Raw genomic sequence first — 17471 nt, 5'->3', positions numbered from 1 at the left:
CGCGCGCAGGCGCGGAGGCCCGGGACTTGCCTCGTATCCCCGGAAGCTCCCCGTGCGCCCCCGCACGGGGGGCTGTGCCCGGCGCGGTCACCCCTGCGCCAGCCGCGCCACTGCCCAGTGCGCGGCATCGCGCACGGTGTCATCCGCATCCGCGCAAAGCCCCTGCGCCACCTCGCGCAGATCGCCCCGCCCGGAATTGCCGATGGCATAAAGCACGTTGCGCACGAACCGGTCCCGCCCGATGCGCTTGATCGGCGAGCCGGAAAACAGCGCCCGAAACCCCGCATCGTCCAGCCGCGCCAGATCGGCCAGCGCCGGGGCGCGCAGATCATCGCGGGCATGATATTTGATCTCCGCCGCCTGCTCCGCGAACTTGTTCCACGGACAGGCGGCCAGACAGTCGTCGCAGCCATAGATGCGGTTGCCCAGAAGCGGGCGCAGATCCTCCGCCACCGGCCCCGCATGTTCGATGGTCAGATAGGAAATGCAGCGCCGCGCATCCAGCTGATAAGGCGCGGGAAAAGCATCGGTGGGACAGGCGTCCAGACAGGCGCGGCAGCTGCCGCAGTGATCCCGCTCCGCCCCGTCCACCGGCAGGGCGAGCGTGGTGAAGATCGAGCCCAGAAAGAACCACGAGCCCAGATCGCGGCTGACCAGATTGGTGTGCTTGCCCTGCCAGCCCAGCCCCGCCGCCTGCCCCAGCGGCTTTTCCATCACCGGCGCCGTGTCGACAAAGACCTTGATCTGCGGCGCCTCGGCCTCTGCCGCTGCCATCAGCCAGCGCCCCAGCCGCTTCAGCCGTTTCTTGACCACATCATGATAATCGCGGTTCTGGGCATAGACCGATACCGCCGCCCGCTCGGGCCGCGCCAGCACGGCGCGCGGATCATGGTCGGGGCCGTAATTTTCCGCCAGCATGATCACCGACCGCGCCTCGGGCCAGAGCGCGGTGGGATCGCCGCGCCAGCCGGTGCGCTCCGCCATCCAGCCCATCTGGCCATGGCGCCCCGCCGCCAGAAACTCCGCCAGCCGCTCCGCGACCTGCGGCACGTCGCCGGGACGGCAGATGCGGCAGGCCGAAAACCCCACCGCCCGTGCCTCTTCCACCAGCCGCGCCTTCAGATCTTCGTGCTGTCCTTGCTCGTTCATCTTGCCCCTAAACTCCGGGGGTGAATTGGCGCAGCCAAGAGGGGGCAGAGCCCCCTGCCCCCTCGGGATCAGAAATCCAGATCGGCGTAATGCGCGGGCGGCGGGAAGCCCGGCACCTGATCGGCAAGGATCGCGCGGAAGGCCGGGCGCGACTTGATCTTGGCATACCAGTCCTTCACCGCCGCAGAGCGGTTCCAGTCCACATCCGAGATATAGTCCAGCGAGGACAGATGCGCTGCCGCGGCAAAATCCGCCAGCGTCATCACATCCCCCGCCAGCCAGCGCCGGTGGTCCAGCAGCCATGCGAGGTAATCAAGGTGATACTTGATCGCCTTGGCCCCGGCCTTGACGTTGCCGGAATCGGGAAAGCCCGCCTTCATGATCTTCTTGTTCACCCGCTCGTAGAGCAGTTTCGAGGTGACCTCGTGGTGAAACTTGTCATCGAACCAGCCGACCAGCCGCCGCACCTCGAACCGCGCATCGGCAGAGCGCGGCATCAGCGCGGGCTCGGGGTATTTCTCTTCGAGCCATTCGCAGATGGCGGCACTTTCCGCCATGGTCTTGCCGTCGATCTTCAGCACCGGCACCTTGGCCGCCGGGTTGCGGCGCAGGAAGTCGGCGTCCTTTTCCCAGTAGCGTTCGTCGATCAGTTCGCATTCGATCTTCTTCTCGGCGAGGCTCAGGCGAACCTTGCGGCAGAAGGGCGAGAGCGGCACATGATAAAGCTTGGCCATGGGCAAGAGGTCTTCCGAAGGTTTGGGAGAAACGTGTTCCCCCTGTTTGACGCGAATTGCTGCGGGTTTCAACAGCAAGGGGGCTCTGCCCCCTCTTGGCTTCGCCAATTCACCCCCGGAGTTTGCCGGGCAAGATGAAGCCTTACTGGAAGCAGGCGGCGCGACCGTCGCGGTCGATGGTGGCGGCGCCGTCCCGGATCTGGGCGGCGCGGCGTTCGACAAAGGCCGAAGGCCGCGCGGCGGACCGGTCCTTGGGATCGGGCAGGATCGCGGCGAGCCGCGCGGCCTGAACGGCGGTCAGATCCGCGGCTGCCACGCCGAAATAATGCCGGGCGGCGGCCTCGGCCCCAAAGACGCCATCGCCGAATTCCGCCACGTTGAGATAGACCTCGAGGATGCGGCGCTTGGGCCAGAGCGCCTCCACCAGCGGGGTCATCATCGCCTCCAGCGCCTTGCGCGGCCAGCTGCGCCCCTGCCAGAGCCAGACATTCTTGACCACCTGCTGGCTGATCGTGGAGGCGCCGCGCCGCCCGCCCGAGGCGATGGCGGCGCGGATGGCGCGCATGTCGAATCCCCAATGGGTGCAGAAATTGGCATCCTCCGCCGCCACCAGCGCGCGCAGCAGGACCGGCGCCACCTCTTCGGCATCCGTCCAGATATAGGCAACCGGCGCATCGAGCCTGCGGGTTTCCATCCACATATAGGGGGTGCCGGGCGGGTTCACCACGCGATAGGCCAGCACCGCCAGCACCATCAGCAGCACGCCCGCCAGCGCGGCCAGCATCAGACGGCGCAGCAGCCGGGCCCGTCCGCCACGGCGGCGCGCCGGAGGCGGGGGGGATGCGGCTTTCGAGCCTGATCTGGAGGAGCGTGTGCGTTGGGCCATGTGGTCCGATCTACATGGCCACAGGCCGCGAATAAAGCCTGCGATGGGTGGGGAAGCCGCGGGGTCCCTGTCCCCGCGGACGGCTCCGCGTCCACGCAGGACAACGGTCCGATACTCCCCCATACCCTGGGAACTGGTGCCCACTCACTACCGAACGGGCCGCCCGGCGGGACCAAGGCGGCTGTTCCGATCATATCAGAGAGAAGGGCCATTCCGGCAAGAAAATATGTCAAAATTGTGCAAAAGGATGAGATTCGGTCGCAATGGGTCCGCTGGCCGAGACTTGGAGCGGGCGCAGGGATCGGCAAGGAACCGCTTGGCCGTTCGGGTGGTTGGTTCTGGCAGGCTCTGCCGCGCGTGGCGGATGCTGCTGTATTCTTTAAAGGAAAGGTTCGCTCGTGATGTTCAGCCTGTTTTCCCGTCCCGCCTCCGCCGCCCTCGTGACCGCCAGCCTGCTGGCCTGTGCCAGCGCCCTGCCGGTCGCGGCGCAGACCGCCTCGCCCACGCCGCCCGCAGCCGCGCAGGCGCCCGACTCACCCGGGGCCCGCCCCTCCCCGATGGGCGAAGCGCATCGGCCCGGGGCCATGCCCCCACATGCCGGCCCGCATGCCGGGATGTCGCCGCATGGCAGGCATCACGGCGAGCGGTCGCGCGGCGCCGAGGTGAAGGTGGATTTTGGCGGCGGGCGCAAACTGCACCTGAGCTGTGGCGACACGCCCGTGGACGCCTGCCTGCGCGCCGCGCAGCCGCTGGCGGAGATGGTGTCGGAGGCCGAGCCGGTGCCGCATCACCCCGGCATGTCCGGCCACATGAGGCCCAAAGGCCCGAAAGGTCCGAAGCCCGAGGATCGCAGCCCCGAGGCACCGCGCCCCTGAGCCCCGTCCCAAGAAAGAGGGCCCCGCAAGGGGCCCTCAGATCTCGCCACGGCTGAGCAGGCCCGCGTTATTCCGCAGGCACCGCCACGTCCTGCTCGAAGCCGAGCGGATGGGTGATCTTGTTCAGCATCTCCTTCGGGCAGACCTGCAGGAAATGGCCGCGCTCGCTGTCCCAGTGCTGCAGGATGTCCTGCGCGCGGCGGCTGCCGGTTTCACGCAGGTGGCGTTCGATCAGCCCGCGCAGTTCCGCTTCCCAATGGTCCACGGTCACCGGGCAGGTGACGAGGCTTTCCATGTTCATCAGATCGCCCGCCATGCCTTCGGGGTCATAAAGATAGGCCATGCCCCCGGTCATGCCCGCGCCGAAATTGGCGCCGATCGGGCCAAGGATCACCGCGACCCCGCCGGTCATGTATTCGCAGCCGTTCGATCCGCAGCCTTCGACCACCACCTTCGCGCCGGAGTTGCGCACGGCGAAGCGTTCGCCCGCCTTGCCCGCCGCGAAGAGATAGCCATCGGTGGCGCCGTAAAGCACGGTATTGCCGATGATGGTGTTGTCCTCCGCCTTGAGCGGCGACATCATCGGCGGACGCACCACCACGGTGCCGCCGGACAGCCCCTTGGCCACGTAGTCATTGGCATCGCCCGACACCTCGATCTTCAGGCCCGGCGCCGCGAACGCGCCCAGCGACTGACCCGCAGAGCCGGTCAGCTTCACATGCAGGTGGTCGGGCTGCAGCGCGTTGCGCATCCCGAACTTGCGCACGATATGGCTGGAGGTGCGGGTGCCGACGGTGCGGTGGGTGTTCTGCACCGCATAGCTCAGCTGCATCTTCTCGCCATCTTCAAGGAAGCGCGCGGCATCGCGCACGATCTCGGCATCCAGCGTGTCGGGCACCATGTTGCGCGGCTTGTCGCGGTTGTAGACGATGTCATCTGCGCCATCGACGCGGATCAGCAGCGGGTTGAGGTCGAGATCGTCCAGATGCTCCGCCCCACGGCTGACCTGCCGCAGCAGATCGGCGCGGCCGATCACGTCATTCAGGCTGCGCGCCCCGATGGAGGCGAGGATCTCGCGCACCTCGGTGGCGTAGAAGGTGATGAGGTTCACCACCTTTTCCGCATTGCCGGTGAACTTGGCGCGCAGGCTTTCATCCTGCGTGCAGACGCCCACGGGGCAGGTGTTGGACTGGCACTGGCGCACCATGATGCAGCCCATGGCGATCAGCGCGGCGGTGCCGATGCCATATTCCTCTGCCCCCAGCATCGCGGCCATCACGATGTCGCGCCCGGTGCGCAGGCCACCATCGGTGCGCAGCGTCACGCGGTCGCGCAGCTTGTTCATCGCCAGAACCTGATGCGCCTCGGTCAGGCCCATTTCCCAAGGCAGGCCCGCATGTTTGATCGAGGTGGCGGGCGACGCGCCGGTGCCGCCGTTATGGCCGGAAATCAGGATGATGTCCGCCTTGGCCTTGGCCACGCCCGCCGCGATGGTGCCGACCCCGGAGGAGGCCACCAGCTTGACCGTCACCTTGCAGCGCGGGTTGATCTGCTTCAGGTCGTAGATCAGCTGCGCCAGATCTTCGATCGAATAGATGTCGTGATGCGGCGGCGGCGAAATCAGCGTCACGCCTTCGGTGGAATGACGCAGACGCGCGATCAGCTTGGTGACCTTCATGCCGGGCAGCTGGCCACCCTCGCCGGGCTTGGCGCCCTGCGCGACCTTGATCTCAAGCTCTTCGCAGTGGTTGAGATATTCCGCCGTCACGCCGAACCGGCCCGACGCCACCTGCTTGATCTTGGCCGAGGGGTTGTCGCCATTGGGTTCGGGCACAAAATGCGCCGGATCCTCGCCGCCCTCGCCGCTGTCGGACTTGGCGCCGATGCGGTTCATGGCGACGTTCAGCGTCTTGTGCGCCTCCGGGCTCAGCGCGCCAAGGCTCATCCCCGGCGTCACGAAACGCTTGCGGATGGAGGTGATGCTTTCCACCTCTTCCAGCGGCACGGGTTCTGCCAGCGGCTTGAAATCCAGAAGGTCGCGCAGATGGATCGGCGGGTTGGCCCGCATCGCCTTGGAATAGGTCTTCCACAGCTCGTAGCTGGCCTTGTTGCAGGCCGCCTGCAGCAGATGCATGTTCTGCGCGCCCCAGGCATGGGTCTCGCCGGACTTGCGCGCCTTGTAGAAGCCGCCGATGGGCAGCACGTCGCGCCCGCCCCGGAAGCCAAGCCCGTGCACCTCTTCGGCCTTCTGCTGGATGCCATGCACGCCGATGCCGGAAATCCGGCTCAGCATGCCGGGGAAATATTCCGCCACCATGGCACGGCTCAGCCCCACCGCCTCGAAGTTCAGGCCGCCACGATAGGAGGAGATGACAGAGATCCCCATCTTCGACATGATCTTCAGCAGGCCGGCGTCGATGGCCTCGCGGTAGCGCGCGACATTGTCGGTCAGCGACCCGTCCAGCAGGCCACGGTCGATGCGGTCGGCAAGGCTGTCTTCGGCCAGATAGGGGTTCACGATGGTCGCGCCACAGCCCACCAGCACCGCGAAATAATGCGGATCGATACATTCCGCCGAGCGCACGCCCAGCGAACAGAAGGTGCGCAGGCCCTTCTTGGTCAGCCACGAATGCACCGCCGAGGTGGCAAGGATCATCGGCATCGCCACCTTGTCCTCGGACTGGTGGTGATCGGTCAGCACGATGTGACCGCCGCCGGAGCGCACGGCATCCTCGGCCTCGGCCCGGATCCGCGCCAGCCCGTCGCGCAGCGCGCCCTCGCCGCCATTGGCGGGGAAGGTGCAGTCGATTTCCACCAGACCGGCGTTGAAATGCTTCACCAGCTCGTCGAACTGCGTGTTGGCGACAAAGGGGCTGTCCAGCACGAGGATCTCGGTCTGGGAGGAGGATTCGTCCAGCACGTTCTTGAGGTTGCCGAACCGCGTCTTCAGCGACATCACGCGGAATTCGCGCAGGGAGTCGATGGGCGGGTTGGTCACCTGGCTGAAGTTCTGGCGGAAGAAATGCGACAGCGGGCGGTATTTCTTCGACAGCACCGCCGAAGGCGTGTCATCGCCCATGGAGGCGAGCATCTCCTTGCCGTCCTCCGCCATCGGCGCCAGCGCCTGTTCCAGTTCCTCGATCGTGTAGCCTGCGGCGATCTGGCGGCGGCGCAGTTCGGATCCGGCAAACAGCGGCTTTTCCGACACCTTGCCCAGCACGTCGTCCAGTTCGACGATCTTGCCCACCCATTCGCCGAAGGGCTGACTGGCAGCCAGACGGTCCTTGATCTCGGTATCGTGGTAAAGCTTGCCCTCTTCCATATCCACGGCGATCATCTGGCCCGGCCCAAGCGCGCCCTTTTCGCGCACCGAGCCTTCGTCCACCGGCACCATGCCCGCCTCGGATCCCGCGATCAGCAGGCCGTCGCCGGTCACGACATAGCGCATGGGACGCAGGCCGTTGCGGTCAAGCCCGCCGCAGACCCAGCGGCCATCGGTCATGGCCAGCGCCGCCGGGCCGTCCCACGGTTCCATCACCGAGTTGACGTAGGAATACATGTCGAGCCACGCCTGCGGCAGTTCCACCGCCTGCTTGGACCACGCTTCGGGGATCAGCATGGTCTTGGCCATGGGGGCGTTGCGGCCCGCGCGCACCAGCACCTCGAACACCGCATCCAGGGCTGCGGAATCCGACGCCCCCGACGCGATGATCGGCTTGATGTCTTCGGCCATCTCTCCGAACGTGGCCGAGGCCATGCGGATTTCGTGGCTTTTCATCCAGTTGGTGTTGCCCTTGATCGTGTTGATCTCGCCGTTATGCGCCAGCATGCGGAACGGCTGGGCCAGCCACCATTGCGGGAAGGTGTTGGTGGAATAGCGCTGGTGATAGATCGCGAAGGCGGATTCGAACCGCGCATCCATCAGGTCAGGGTAGAACACCGCCACCTGTTCGGCCAGCATCATGCCCTTGTAGATGATCGACCGGCAGGACAGCGAAGCGATGTAAAGCCCGTTGATCCCCGCCGCCGTCGCCGCCTTTTCGATGCGGCGCCGGATCACATACAGTTCGCGTTCAAAGGTCTCTTCGTCGATGCCCTTGGCGTTGGAGATCAGGATCTGCTCGATCTCGGGGCGCGTCGAATTGGCCTTTTCGCCAAGGCAGTCGACATTCACCGGCACATGCCGCCAGCCATAGATGTAATGGCCCATGCGCAGCACTTCGGTTTCCACGATGGTCCGGCAGGTTTCCTGTGCGGCAAAATCCGTGCGCGGCAGGAACACCTGCCCCACCGCCATCAGCTCGTCCTTGCGCGGCGCGTGGCCGGTGCGGTCGATCTGGTCGTAAAAGAAGCTGACCGGGATCTGCACATGGATCCCCGCGCCGTCACCGGTCTTGCCATCGGCATCCACGGCACCACGGTGCCAGATCGCCTTGAGCGCGGTGATCCCCGCCTCGACCACCTTGCGCGACGGCTTGCCGTCGATGGAAACAACAAGACCCACGCCGCAGGACGAATGCTCGTGCTCGTCGCGGAACAGGCTGTTCTCTTCCATCCACTTGCGTTTGGTCTCTTCGGCGGCAGCCCAGTTGGCGTCGAAAGTGGTCATGGCTTGATACCTCCATGGCGGGGCCGTGATGCGGCCGGACTAGCGTGGTTCGGCGCGACTGCGCCGGAATCTCGGGTGGCGCGGGTGCGCCGGTATTCTTCGGTCTTCGGGACCGGGGCTCAGGCCCCGTCGCTTTGCGATCCGAACATCGCGAGGCATTCGGAACGGGTCAGCCGGTCGTGCTGCCCGTCCAGCGCCCAGCTGTCCGGTTTCTCATCGGCAAAAATCTCGCGCTTCAGCGCGAAGCCATTGGCGTCGTCCAGCAGGCCAAGGCAGACCTCATAGGCCCCGGCACCGTCCACGCCTTTGTCGTAACGATACCACAGCACCGAACCGCAGGTCCCGCAGAACGACCGCGTCGCCCAGTCGGAGCTGCGGAAGCTGCGGATGTGCTCGGCGCCCTGCACGTCCAGATCGCCCTCGGCCACATCCACCGCAAACAGCGCGGATCCCGCCCAGCGACGGCACTGTTCGCAATGACAGACGCCGAAGCTGCCCCAATTCGTCGCGGTGAATCGCACCGCGCCGCACAGACAATGACCGCTTCTGCGTGTCATGGCTTGGACCTTTCTGGGTGCGGGTCAGCGGGGCCGACCCAGGGAAACGGACAGAGGCCGTGGCCTCACTCCGCGGCAATCGCCGCCGCGGACTGGAAATCCTTCAGCACCGCCTCGGCGCAGTCGCGACCGTCGCGGATCGCCCAGACCACCAGCGAAGCGCCGCGCACGATGTCGCCCACGGCATAGACGCCGGGCAGCGAGGTGCGCCCGCTGGTGAATTCGGCCTTCACCGTGCCCCAGCGCGTCACTTCCAGCTCGGGGCAGCCCCAGAGCGTCGGCAGTTCCTCGGGTTCGAACCCCAGCGCCTTGATGACCAGATCGGCGGGTTCGTCATAGTCGCTGCCGTCGATCAGTTCCGGCGTCTGGCGCCCCGACGCGTCGGGCAGGCCCAGCCGCATCTTCTGCACCACCACCGCTTCGACCGCCGCGTCGCCCTTGAAGCCCTTGGGTGCTGTCAGCCATTCGAAGACCACGCCTTCTTCTTCGGCGTTCTGGGTCTCGCGCTGGCTGCCCGGCATGTTGGCGCGGTCGCGGCGATAGAGGCATTTGACCGACGTAGCCCCCTGCCGGATCGCGGTGCGCACGCAGTCCATTGCAGTGTCGCCGCCGCCGATGACCACGACCTTCTTGCCGTCGGCATTCAGCTCGCCGCTTTCGAACTCCGGCACGCTGTCGCCAAAGTTGGCCGCGCGGTTGGAGGCGGTGAGATAATCGATGGCCCGCACGATGCCGCGCGCGCCCGCGCCCGGCCCGCCCAGATCGCGGGACTTGTAGACGCCGGTGGCGATGATGACCGCATCATGCTGCGACCGGATCTCGTCAAAGGTGATGTCCTCGCCCACGGCGCAGTTCAGCACGAAGCGCACGCCGCCCGCTTCCAGCTGGGCATTGCGGCGCATCACCACTTCTTTCTCCAGCTTGAAGCCGGGGATGCCATAGGTCATCAGCCCGCCCGCGCGGTCATACCGGTCATAGACCGTGACCTGCACGCCTGCACGGCGCAGCATGTCCGCCGCCGCCAGCCCGCCGGGGCCCGCGCCGATGATGCCCACGCTTTCGGGCCGTTCCACCGCAGGGGCAGCGGGGGTGACCCAGCCGTTTTCCCAAGCGGTGTCGGTGATGTATTTTTCGACCGAGCCGATGGTCACGGTGCCATGGCCCGACTGTTCGATCACGCAATTGCCTTCGCAAAGCCGGTCCTGCGGGCAGATGCGGCCACAGATTTCGGGGAAGGTGTTGGTGGACTGGCTGATTTCATAGGCTTCGCGCAGCCGCCCGGTGGCGGTCAGGTTCAGCCAGTCGGGGATGTTGTTGTGCAGCGGGCAATGGCTCTGACAATAGGGCACGCCGCACTGACTGCAGCGGCTGGCCTGTTCCGCCGCCTTCGCCGCCGCGAACTCGGCGTAGATTTCGTGGAAATCCTCCTTGCGCACATCCGCCGAGCGTTTCTCGGGCATGTCGCGGGCGATCTTCACGAATTTCAGCATGGGTTGCTTTGCCATGACGCCTTGTCTCCAAGCAGATCAGTCGGTGGCGCGTGTTTACTCAAAGCCGCGCCGGAAGAAAAGTCACTCTTACTGACCTATTATGCGTTTATTTTGGAGACACGCCCTCCCCGGTCGCGAAAATCGCGTCAAAATAGGTATCGAACCGGAACCATTTACCTCTTTTCCCCAGAAAACCAAGGGGATATAGCAGACGCCGATAGTCCCCCGGAGAGGCGCTGCGATGCCACTGTCCCAACTCATTATACTCGCCCTGATCCAGGGCATCACCGAATTTCTGCCGATTTCTTCCTCGGGCCACCTGATTCTTCTGCCGAATCTCACTGGAATGGCAGATCAGGGGCAGGTCATCGACGTGGCCGTGCATGTGGGCACGCTGTTCGCGGTGATCCTGTATTTCTGGTCCGACGTGCGCGAGGCTGCCATCGGCACCCTGCGCCTGCTCACGGGCCGTGTCGACACGCCCGGGGCCAAGCTGGCCCTGTGCCTTGCGCTGGCCACCGTGCCGGTGATCGTCGTGGGCCTGATCCTCAAGGTCACCGGGCTTGCCGACATGATGCGGTCGGTCGCGCTGATCGGCTGGACCATGCTGATCTTCGGCATCGTGCTGTGGTGGGCCGACCAGAAGAACCCCGAAATCCGCACCGAAACCGACTGGAGCTTCCGCGACGCGGTCATGCTTGGCCTGTGGCAGGCGGTGGCGCTGATTCCCGGCACCTCTCGGTCGGGCATCACCATCACCGGCGCCCGCTTCATGGGCTACACCCGGCATGACGCGGCCAAGCTGTCCATGCTGATGTCGATACCCACAATCATCGCCTCCGGCACGCTGCTGGGGCTGGAAGTGGTGGAAACCGCCAACAGGCAGGCTGCGGTGGACGGTGCCATTGCCGCCGGATTCGCCTTCATCTCGGCGCTGCTGGCGCTGACGCTGATGATGCGGCTGCTGCGGTCGGTCAGCTTCACGCCCTATGTGATCTACCGGGTGATCCTTGGCATCATCCTGCTGGTCTATGCCTATGGCTATGCCGGCTCAGACGCGGTGATAGGGGCTGCCGGCTAGGATAGAGGCCGCGCGGTAAAGCTGCTCGGCCAGCATCACCCGCACCAGCATATGCGGCCAGACCATGGCGCCAAAGGACAGCGCCATGTCCGCCTGAGCCCGCAGGGCGGGGTCGATCCCGTCGGCCCCGCCGATGACAAAGGCCAGATCCGGCGCGCCCTCGTCGCGCAGCCGGGCCAGCGTGTCGGAAAATTCGGGCGAGCTCATCACCCGCCCGCGTTCGTCCAGCACGCAGATCTTGGCACCGGACGGCAGCGCCCGGCGCAGCAGGTCGGCCTCTGCCGCCATGCCGCCGCCCTTGCGGTCCTCCACCTCATGCACAGTGACAGGGCCAAGCGCCATCGCCCGCCCGGTTCGGTCGAACCGCTTCAGATAGTCGTCGATCAGATCGCGTTCGGGGCCCGCCCGAAGGCGGCCCACCACGCAAAGATGCACCCGCATGACGAAAGGTCAGGCCGGGCTCTGGGCCACCTTGCCCATCGGCATCCACATCTTTTCCAGCTGGTAGAACTCGCGCACCTCGGGACGGAACACATGGACGACCACATCGCCCGTGTCGATCAGCACCCAGTCGCCGGTTTCCTGCCCCTCGATCTTCGAAGGGACACCCAGCTCGTGCTTGAGGTCTTCGACCAGCTTCTGCGACAGCGCAGACACCTGACGGGACGAGCGCCCCGAACAGATGACCATATGGTCGCAGACAGACGTCTTGCCGCGCAGATCGATCTGCACGACCTCTTCGGCCTTGTTGTCGTCAAGGCTCCGCAAGATCAGCGCAAGAATGGACTCGCTGGTGACCTCGGGTTGGGTCAGCCCGGTCATGGGCAGGCCCGCATCAGCGGCAGTGGCCGCATCGGCAGTAAGTGACAGGACATTGTCCTCCTTCATGACACGCGCCGAATGTCACCCCGGCGCAGGGCATGGGAAAAAGATAACACCGCAAGGGCCATATCTCAACGGCAGCCCGGACAAAGCCTCCGGCTGCCGCCCCATGGGATTGATCTGACTTGATTTCCTTTTTGCCCAAACCGCCGCAACCGCCGCGACTCGGGCCCGTTTTGCGCCCCTTTCGCTACCGGATCCGGTCCGACAGCCAGCGCAGCAGCGCGTTTTTCTGTGGCCTCAGCAGTTCCAGATGCAGGATGCGCGGCTTGGGCGCATCCGACCACAGCAGTTCCGACGCCTCGAACACCCGTTTGTTGAACTGCGGCGGGAAGACGTAGAATTTCACCTCCGACCGCCACAGCACCTCGCGGAACGAGGGCTGGTCGATCCCCATGCCGGAGACGGCAAAGGTTTCGGCCCAGTCGCGGAAGAAGTCCAGCACGGCGGGCGTCTTGCGATACAGCAGCACGCCGGTGTTGATCTCGGGGAAGGTCTCGGGCAGGTCCAGCGCGATCTTCTTCAGATGGCGCGGGCGGTGCCACAGGATCACCTGCGCGCCGCACATCTCGTATTTGTCGAGCAGATCGAAGAGCGAGGACAGATCGGCGCGCACCAGCGTGTCATTGTCCAGAAACAGCGTTTCCTCGAACGGGCTTTCGCCCAGCACATTGACCTTGGGCCGTTTCAGCCCCTCGGGGATATACAGCGCCTGATCGAATCCGCTGACGTCATCGCCGGGCTTGCACCAGATCGCGGTGCCCAGTCCGGGGTTGGACCGTTTCACGCTGGCCGCAGACCGGCGTGCCACGTCAACATGGTCGCGGCCCCAAGCCACATAGACCACGCCCCGTCGGCTCTGCCTGTTCTGCGTCATGCCATTCTCCGCTGCTGCCCCGCACATAGGCGCGTGCGGCGCCCGTGTAAATCCGTAGCAGCGGCGGCTTGCAAAGCGCGGCATTCCCGCCATGCTGCCCGGAACGGAGGAGCCAGCCATGATCGCCATCATCTTCGAAGTCATCCCCGCCGAGGGGCGCCGGGACGAATATCTCGACATTGCCGCCACCATGCGCCCCATGGTGGAACAGGTCGAAGGCTTCATTTCCGTGGAACGGTTCGAAAGCCTGACCAACCCCGGCAAGCTGCTGTCCATCAGCTTTTTCGAGGATGAGGCCGCCGTGGACCGCTGGCGCGCGCTTTCCGGTCACCGGGGCGCGCAGCGGCGCGGGCGCGAGGGCGTGTTCAGCGATTACCGGCTAAAGGTCTGCCATGTGCTGCGGGATTACGGCATGTTCGACCGCGACGAGGCCCCTCAGGACAGTCTGGCCGAACATGGCTAGGGGTCAGGGGGCGGGCGTCCCGCCCCCTTTCAGGCTCAGATGCCCGATTTCACGATGGCTTCGGCCAGAACCGGCACGGTGGCGCTGTTCAGCCCGGCAATGTTCAGCCGCGAATCACCGACCATGTAGATGCCGTGCTTGCTGCGCAGCGTCTCCACCTGTTCGGGCGTGGCCCCCAGCCGCGAGAACATGCCGCGATGCTGCGCCAGAAAGCCGAAGCGGTCCGACCCGGACAGACGCTGCAGTTCCGAGGCCAGCTGTTCGCGCAGGCCCAGCATCGACAGCCGCACCTCTTCCAGTTCCGCCATCCAGTCGGCCCGCAGCTCGGGATCGGTCAGCACCATGCCAACCAGCCGCGCGCCATGATCCGGCGGGAACGAGAAATTCTGCCGGTTCAGGTAGTTGAGCGTGCCTTGGTTGAGCTTCTTCGCCCCCGCATCCCGGCTGACCGCCATCAGCAGGCCGGTGCGTTCGCGATAGATGCCAAAATTCTTGGAGCAGGAGGCCGCGATCAGGCATTCCGGCATCTTCGACGCCATCAGCCGCACGCCCGCCGCATCCGCATCCAGCCCGTCGCCAAAGCCCTGATAGGCGATGTCGATCATCGGCGTGCCTTCTTTTTCAAGAAGCAGATCCGCCACGGCCTTCCACTGCGAAATGTTCAGGTTGGCGCCGGTGGGGTTGTGGCAGCAGCCATGCAGCAGCACAACGTCGCCCGGCAGCACCTGATGCAGATCCGCGATCATGCCGACAAAATCCACGCCCCGCGTCTCGGCGTCGAAATAGCGGTAGGTCACCACCTCCATGTCCATGTGCTTGAGGATGGACAGATGGTTCGGCCATGTCGGGTCAGAGACAAAAATCCGCGCCTTGCGGTTCGCCATGCGGATCATGTCGAACCCCTGACGCACCGCGCCGGTGCCCCCGGGGGTGGCGGCGGCGGCCACGTTTTCACGCGGCACGGCATCGCCCAGCACCAGATCCACCATGGCATCGGCAAAGACCGGATCGCCCGCAAGCCCGGTATAGGTCTTGGTGGTCTCACGCTCCCACAGCTGCTTTTCGGCGGCCTTGATGGCGCGCATCACCGGCGTGTTGCCGCTGGCATCCTTGTAGACGCCGACGCCAAGGTCGATCTTCTGCTCGCGCGGGTCTTCGCGGTAGGCCTGCATCAGCATCAGGATCTTGTCGGCGGGTTGTTCCTTGAGGGTCTCGAACATCAGTCCTCTCCGGTGGCGACGGGCAGCGTGGGGAATTGCCCCCACTCGCTCCACGACCCGTCATACAGGGAATGGTCGCTTTTGCCCATGCGGGTCAGGGCAAGGTTCAGAATGGCGGCGGTCACGCCGGACCCGCAGGAGGTAATCGCCGGCTTCGACAGGTCCACCCCTGCGGCCAGAAACACCTCGCGCAGGGCTTGCGGCGGCTTCAGCGTGCCATCCGGAGCCAGCAGCGTGGCAAAGGGCACGTTGCGCGCGCCGGGAATATGCCCCGACCGCAGGCCGGGCCGCGGCTCCGGCACCTCGCCGCGAAACCGCGGTGCCGCGCGGGCGTCGATGATCTCGTGATCGCGCAGCTTGGAGGCGGCAGAAACCTGCGTGACATCCTTCACCAGATGGTTCTGGCGGCGCACCATCATGTGCCGGTCACGGATGACGGGCGGCATGTCCTCGACCTCGCGGCCCTCGGCCTGCCATTTGGGTAAGCCGCCATCCAGCACGGCCACGTCATCCTGCCCCATCAGCTTGAACAGCCACCAGACGCGCGCGGCGGAAAACAGCCCCGCGCCGTCATAGACCACCACCTGATGGCCGTCACCCACCCCCATGGCGCGCATCCGGGACATGAACTTGTCCACCGGCGGCACCATATGCGGCAGGTCCGAGCGCAGGTCGGAAATCTCGTCAATGTCGAAGAACCGCGCGCCGGGGATATGGGCGGCGTCATATTCGGCATTCGGATCGCGACCCGATCCGGGCATATACCAGCTGGCGTCCAGAACCCGCAGATCGGGATCCTTCAGGTGCTGCGCCAGCCAGTTGGTCGAAACCAGCGTCTTGGGATCGTCAAGGGCCATGAGCTCCCCCCGGGCAGTCGGCATCGCCCTGTCTCTAGTCGGGGAACCCCGCGCTGACAAGGGCGCCGCCGCTCACTCCGCCGAGGACTGGGCGATGATGCCCACCAGCAGAAGCCCCAGCCCGCCCCCGGCAAGCCCGCCCAGTGCCTCGGCGGCCACCCCCGCCTCGCCCGAGCCGATCAGCAGCGCGCAAAGCCCGCCAAGACCCCCGCCCACGGTGCCCGACATGGCATCGACGGTGCGGCCCTGACTGAGCCGCGGCCACAATGGTCCGCACAGCACGATGGACACCGCGCCGACGATCATCCCGAAAAACATGCGTAAATCCCCCGATCACGCAGAAATCCCGCGGCAGCCGCGGTCGGGCGCTGCTTATTCCTTCCAACAGGAAAGACAATCCCCGCCGCAGAAAGCTGACCGGATCTGTGGCAATTCTCCGCCGGTCAGCCGCCCTGCTTGAGCAGGCGCTGCTTCTGGCGGTTCCAGTCGCGCTTGGCCTCGGTCTCGCGCTTGTCGTGGTTCTTCTTGCCGCGCGCGATGCCGATCTTCAGCTTCACGATGCCCTTGTGGTTGAAATACATGACCAGCGGGACAAGCGTCATGCCCTTGCGCTGGGTCTCGTTCCAGAGCCGCGACAGATCCTTCTTGGACACCAGCAGCTTGCGCCGCCGCCGTTCCTCATGCGGGAACATCGCCCGGGTATAGGGAGCGATATAGGAGTTCACCAGCCAAAGCTCGCTCTCCTCCACCGCCGCATAGCTCTCGGCCACATTGGCGGAGTTCTCGCGCAGGCTCTTCACCTCGGACCCGGTCAGCATGATGCCGCATTCGAGATCGTCCTCGATGGCATAATCGAAACGCGCCCGCCGGTTCTCGGCGATGATCTTGTAATTCGGGTCGGACTTTGTCTGTGCCATGATGGGCTGACATAGGCTGCGCACGCGTCCCTGTCCATACGGGGCGCGCGCGCGGATGGTGGGGCCGAGGGGGCGCTGCCCCCACCGCGCTGCCGCGCGGCCCCCCGGGATATTTAAAGCCAATGGAAACCACGTCCGCGCTTCCAGCGGCCCCAAATATCCCCGCCGGAGGCATCCGAGGCCGCCACACACGCCGCGGCGGGCATCCGGGTGCCGCCGCCGCGTCTGGTTTGCCGAGCCTCAGCGGCGCGCGGTCGGCTGTTCTGTCGCGCGGGGCGGCGGCAGGGCTGCCGATCAGCGTCGCGGGCCCGCCGCCACGCGGTAGCCCTGTCCGGCAAGGCAGCGTTCGGAAAAGGCGGTGGCGCGCCCGCGCGAGGTGGCGACCTGCATCCGGCAGCGGTCGGGCAGGCTGTTCAGGCGGATGCCGTGCTGGCGCAGGCAGCCTTCGGCCAGAACGTGATCCGTGCGCGCGCCCGACACCGCCAGCAGGCAGGCGCGCGGCAGCAGGTGGCGGGCGGCGGGCTGCGGCGCGTGCGGGCGCCCGATCACCCGGGGAAGCGGCTTGTGGCGGTCGTCCAGATGCGGCTGCCACGGGCGCGGCAGATGCGGTGCGGCGGATCCGTGGGGATGCGGCGCGCGGTCCTGCCAGCCGTCGTGCCGGTCCTTGCGGTCTTTGTCGTCGTCCTTGTCACGCGCGTTCTGGATCGCCTTGCCCAGCACAAAAAGCGTGGCGGCCACGCCCACGGCGCGGGCGATGTCCTGTTCGTCGGCGCGGACCGGGGCGGGCAGCGCCACGGCCAGCGACAGCGCCGTGGCAAGAACGACAGAGATGAAGGTTCGGGACATGGGAAAGCTCCTTGAAAGGGGATCGTGC

17 protein-coding genes are annotated in these 17471 nt (G+C 65.8%); 3 read left to right on the top strand and 14 right to left on the bottom strand.

Annotation, left to right across the window (positions count from 1 at the left end; all coding sequences use genetic code 11):
* Positions 1 to 87: 87 nt before the first annotated feature.
* From queG to mtgA, 3 genes are all read right to left on the bottom strand, one after another.
* Complete coding sequence (queG, locus tag VK682_RS21640) at positions 88 to 1149, bottom strand: tRNA epoxyqueuosine(34) reductase QueG (RefSeq protein WP_230797595.1); 1062 nt, start codon at positions 1147 to 1149, stop codon at positions 88 to 90.
* A gap of 68 nt (positions 1150 to 1217) precedes the next feature.
* Positions 1218 to 1883, bottom strand: coding sequence for an FtsZ-binding protein FzlA (fzlA, locus tag VK682_RS21635; RefSeq protein WP_089850656.1), 666 nt, complete (start codon positions 1881 to 1883; stop codon positions 1218 to 1220).
* A gap of 142 nt (positions 1884 to 2025) precedes the next feature.
* Positions 2026 to 2769, bottom strand: a complete 744-nt coding sequence (mtgA, locus tag VK682_RS21630; RefSeq protein WP_230797596.1) for a monofunctional biosynthetic peptidoglycan transglycosylase — start codon at positions 2767 to 2769, stop codon at positions 2026 to 2028.
* 401 nt (positions 2770 to 3170) lie between these two features.
* Between mtgA and VK682_RS21625 the strand changes: the two genes are divergently transcribed.
* Positions 3171 to 3644, top strand: a complete 474-nt coding sequence (locus VK682_RS21625; protein WP_230797597.1) for a hypothetical protein — start codon at positions 3171 to 3173, stop codon at positions 3642 to 3644.
* 67 nt (positions 3645 to 3711) lie between these two features.
* On the opposite strand, the gene gltB is transcribed toward VK682_RS21625, so the two are convergent.
* The 3 genes from gltB to VK682_RS21610 form a co-directional block, all read right to left on the bottom strand.
* The gene (gene gltB, locus VK682_RS21620; RefSeq protein ID WP_230797598.1) at positions 3712 to 8253 is read right to left on the bottom strand and encodes a glutamate synthase large subunit; all 4542 of its coding nucleotides are present in this window, start codon (positions 8251 to 8253) and stop codon (positions 3712 to 3714) included.
* A gap of 119 nt (positions 8254 to 8372) precedes the next feature.
* Positions 8373 to 8810, bottom strand: coding sequence for a GFA family protein (locus VK682_RS21615; protein WP_230797599.1), 438 nt, complete (start codon positions 8808 to 8810; stop codon positions 8373 to 8375).
* A gap of 65 nt (positions 8811 to 8875) precedes the next feature.
* Positions 8876 to 10315, bottom strand: a complete 1440-nt coding sequence (locus VK682_RS21610; protein ID WP_324782541.1) for an NAD(P)-dependent oxidoreductase — start codon at positions 10313 to 10315, stop codon at positions 8876 to 8878.
* Between the two features lie 226 nt (positions 10316 to 10541).
* On the opposite strand from VK682_RS21610, the gene VK682_RS21605 reads away from it, so the two are divergent.
* On the top strand, positions 10542 to 11381 hold the full coding sequence (locus tag VK682_RS21605) for an undecaprenyl-diphosphate phosphatase (protein ID WP_230797601.1): 840 nt from the start codon (positions 10542 to 10544) through the stop codon (positions 11379 to 11381).
* Here VK682_RS21605 and rlmH read toward each other — a convergent pair.
* From rlmH to VK682_RS21590, 3 genes are all read right to left on the bottom strand, one after another.
* On the bottom strand, positions 11352 to 11822 hold the full coding sequence (rlmH, locus tag VK682_RS21600) for a 23S rRNA (pseudouridine(1915)-N(3))-methyltransferase RlmH (RefSeq protein ID WP_089850641.1): 471 nt from the start codon (positions 11820 to 11822) through the stop codon (positions 11352 to 11354). The two genes, VK682_RS21605 and rlmH, sit on opposite strands and share 30 nt — an antisense overlap.
* 9 nt (positions 11823 to 11831) lie before the next feature.
* Entirely contained in the window at positions 11832 to 12269 is a 438-nt protein-coding gene (rsfS, locus tag VK682_RS21595) for a ribosome silencing factor (protein WP_230797602.1), read from the bottom strand.
* A gap of 184 nt (positions 12270 to 12453) precedes the next feature.
* Positions 12454 to 13140 carry a glycosyltransferase family protein gene (locus VK682_RS21590; protein ID WP_230797603.1) on the bottom strand — a complete coding sequence of 229 codons (687 nt, stop codon included), beginning with the start codon at positions 13138 to 13140 and terminating at the stop codon, positions 12454 to 12456.
* A 118-nt stretch (positions 13141 to 13258) separates the two neighbouring features.
* Between VK682_RS21590 and VK682_RS21585 the strand changes: the two genes are divergently transcribed.
* Complete coding sequence (locus VK682_RS21585) at positions 13259 to 13603, top strand: antibiotic biosynthesis monooxygenase family protein (protein ID WP_089850636.1); 345 nt, start codon at positions 13259 to 13261, stop codon at positions 13601 to 13603.
* Positions 13604 to 13638: 35 nt separating this feature from the next.
* On the opposite strand, the gene VK682_RS21580 is transcribed toward VK682_RS21585, so the two are convergent.
* From VK682_RS21580 to VK682_RS21560, 5 genes are all read right to left on the bottom strand, one after another.
* Entirely contained in the window at positions 13639 to 14823 is a 1185-nt protein-coding gene (locus tag VK682_RS21580; protein ID WP_089850634.1) for an amino acid aminotransferase, read from the bottom strand.
* The gene (gene sseA / locus VK682_RS21575; protein WP_230797604.1) at positions 14823 to 15680 is read right to left on the bottom strand and encodes a 3-mercaptopyruvate sulfurtransferase; all 858 of its coding nucleotides are present in this window, start codon (positions 15678 to 15680) and stop codon (positions 14823 to 14825) included. The genes VK682_RS21580 and sseA overlap by 1 nt, the downstream gene beginning before the upstream one ends.
* A 72-nt stretch (positions 15681 to 15752) precedes the next feature.
* Positions 15753 to 15998, bottom strand: a complete 246-nt coding sequence (locus VK682_RS21570) for a hypothetical protein (RefSeq protein ID WP_089850631.1) — start codon at positions 15996 to 15998, stop codon at positions 15753 to 15755.
* 125 nt (positions 15999 to 16123) lie between these two features.
* Positions 16124 to 16597: an SsrA-binding protein SmpB gene (smpB, locus tag VK682_RS21565; RefSeq protein ID WP_089850629.1), complete on the bottom strand. Its 474-nt coding sequence runs from the start codon at positions 16595 to 16597 to the stop codon at positions 16124 to 16126.
* A 294-nt stretch (positions 16598 to 16891) separates the two neighbouring features.
* Positions 16892 to 17443 (bottom strand): hypothetical protein, encoded by a 552-nt coding sequence (locus tag VK682_RS21560; RefSeq protein WP_230797605.1) that lies wholly within the window; start codon positions 17441 to 17443, stop codon positions 16892 to 16894.
* Between the last annotated feature and the right edge of the window lie 28 nt (positions 17444 to 17471).

The organism is Salipiger marinus (assembly GCF_035481585.1).
Taxonomy (GTDB): Bacteria; Pseudomonadota; Alphaproteobacteria; order Rhodobacterales; family Rhodobacteraceae; genus Salipiger; species Salipiger marinus.
This window is presented reverse-complemented; position numbering and strand designations above follow the sequence as displayed.

Bases quoted from the DNA above. Each gene is read 5' to 3' on its own strand.
- queG (WP_230797595.1), bottom strand. From the start codon at position 1,149: ATGAACGAGCAAGGACAGCACGAAGATCTGAAGGCGCGGCTGGTGGAA.
- fzlA (WP_089850656.1), bottom strand. From the start codon at position 1,883: ATGGCCAAGCTTTATCATGTGCCGCTCTCGCCCTTCTGCCGCAAGGTT.
- mtgA (WP_230797596.1), bottom strand. From the start codon at position 2,769: ATGGCCCAACGCACACGCTCCTCCAGATCAGGCTCGAAAGCCGCATCC.
- VK682_RS21625 (WP_230797597.1), top strand. From the start codon at position 3,171: ATGTTCAGCCTGTTTTCCCGTCCCGCCTCCGCCGCCCTCGTGACCGCC.
- gltB (WP_230797598.1), bottom strand. From the start codon at position 8,253: ATGACCACTTTCGACGCCAACTGGGCTGCCGCCGAAGAGACCAAACGC.
- VK682_RS21615 (WP_230797599.1), bottom strand. From the start codon at position 8,810: ATGACACGCAGAAGCGGTCATTGTCTGTGCGGCGCGGTGCGATTCACC.
- VK682_RS21610 (WP_324782541.1), bottom strand. From the start codon at position 10,315: ATGGCAAAGCAACCCATGCTGAAATTCGTGAAGATCGCCCGCGACATG.
- VK682_RS21605 (WP_230797601.1), top strand. From the start codon at position 10,542: ATGCCACTGTCCCAACTCATTATACTCGCCCTGATCCAGGGCATCACC.
- rlmH (WP_089850641.1), bottom strand. From the start codon at position 11,822: ATGCGGGTGCATCTTTGCGTGGTGGGCCGCCTTCGGGCGGGCCCCGAA.
- rsfS (WP_230797602.1), bottom strand. From the start codon at position 12,269: ATGAAGGAGGACAATGTCCTGTCACTTACTGCCGATGCGGCCACTGCC.
- VK682_RS21590 (WP_230797603.1), bottom strand. From the start codon at position 13,140: ATGACGCAGAACAGGCAGAGCCGACGGGGCGTGGTCTATGTGGCTTGG.
- VK682_RS21585 (WP_089850636.1), top strand. From the start codon at position 13,259: ATGATCGCCATCATCTTCGAAGTCATCCCCGCCGAGGGGCGCCGGGAC.
- VK682_RS21580 (WP_089850634.1), bottom strand. From the start codon at position 14,823: ATGTTCGAGACCCTCAAGGAACAACCCGCCGACAAGATCCTGATGCTG.
- sseA (WP_230797604.1), bottom strand. From the start codon at position 15,680: ATGGCCCTTGACGATCCCAAGACGCTGGTTTCGACCAACTGGCTGGCG.
- VK682_RS21570 (WP_089850631.1), bottom strand. From the start codon at position 15,998: ATGTTTTTCGGGATGATCGTCGGCGCGGTGTCCATCGTGCTGTGCGGA.
- smpB (WP_089850629.1), bottom strand. From the start codon at position 16,597: ATGGCACAGACAAAGTCCGACCCGAATTACAAGATCATCGCCGAGAAC.
- VK682_RS21560 (WP_230797605.1), bottom strand. From the start codon at position 17,443: ATGTCCCGAACCTTCATCTCTGTCGTTCTTGCCACGGCGCTGTCGCTG.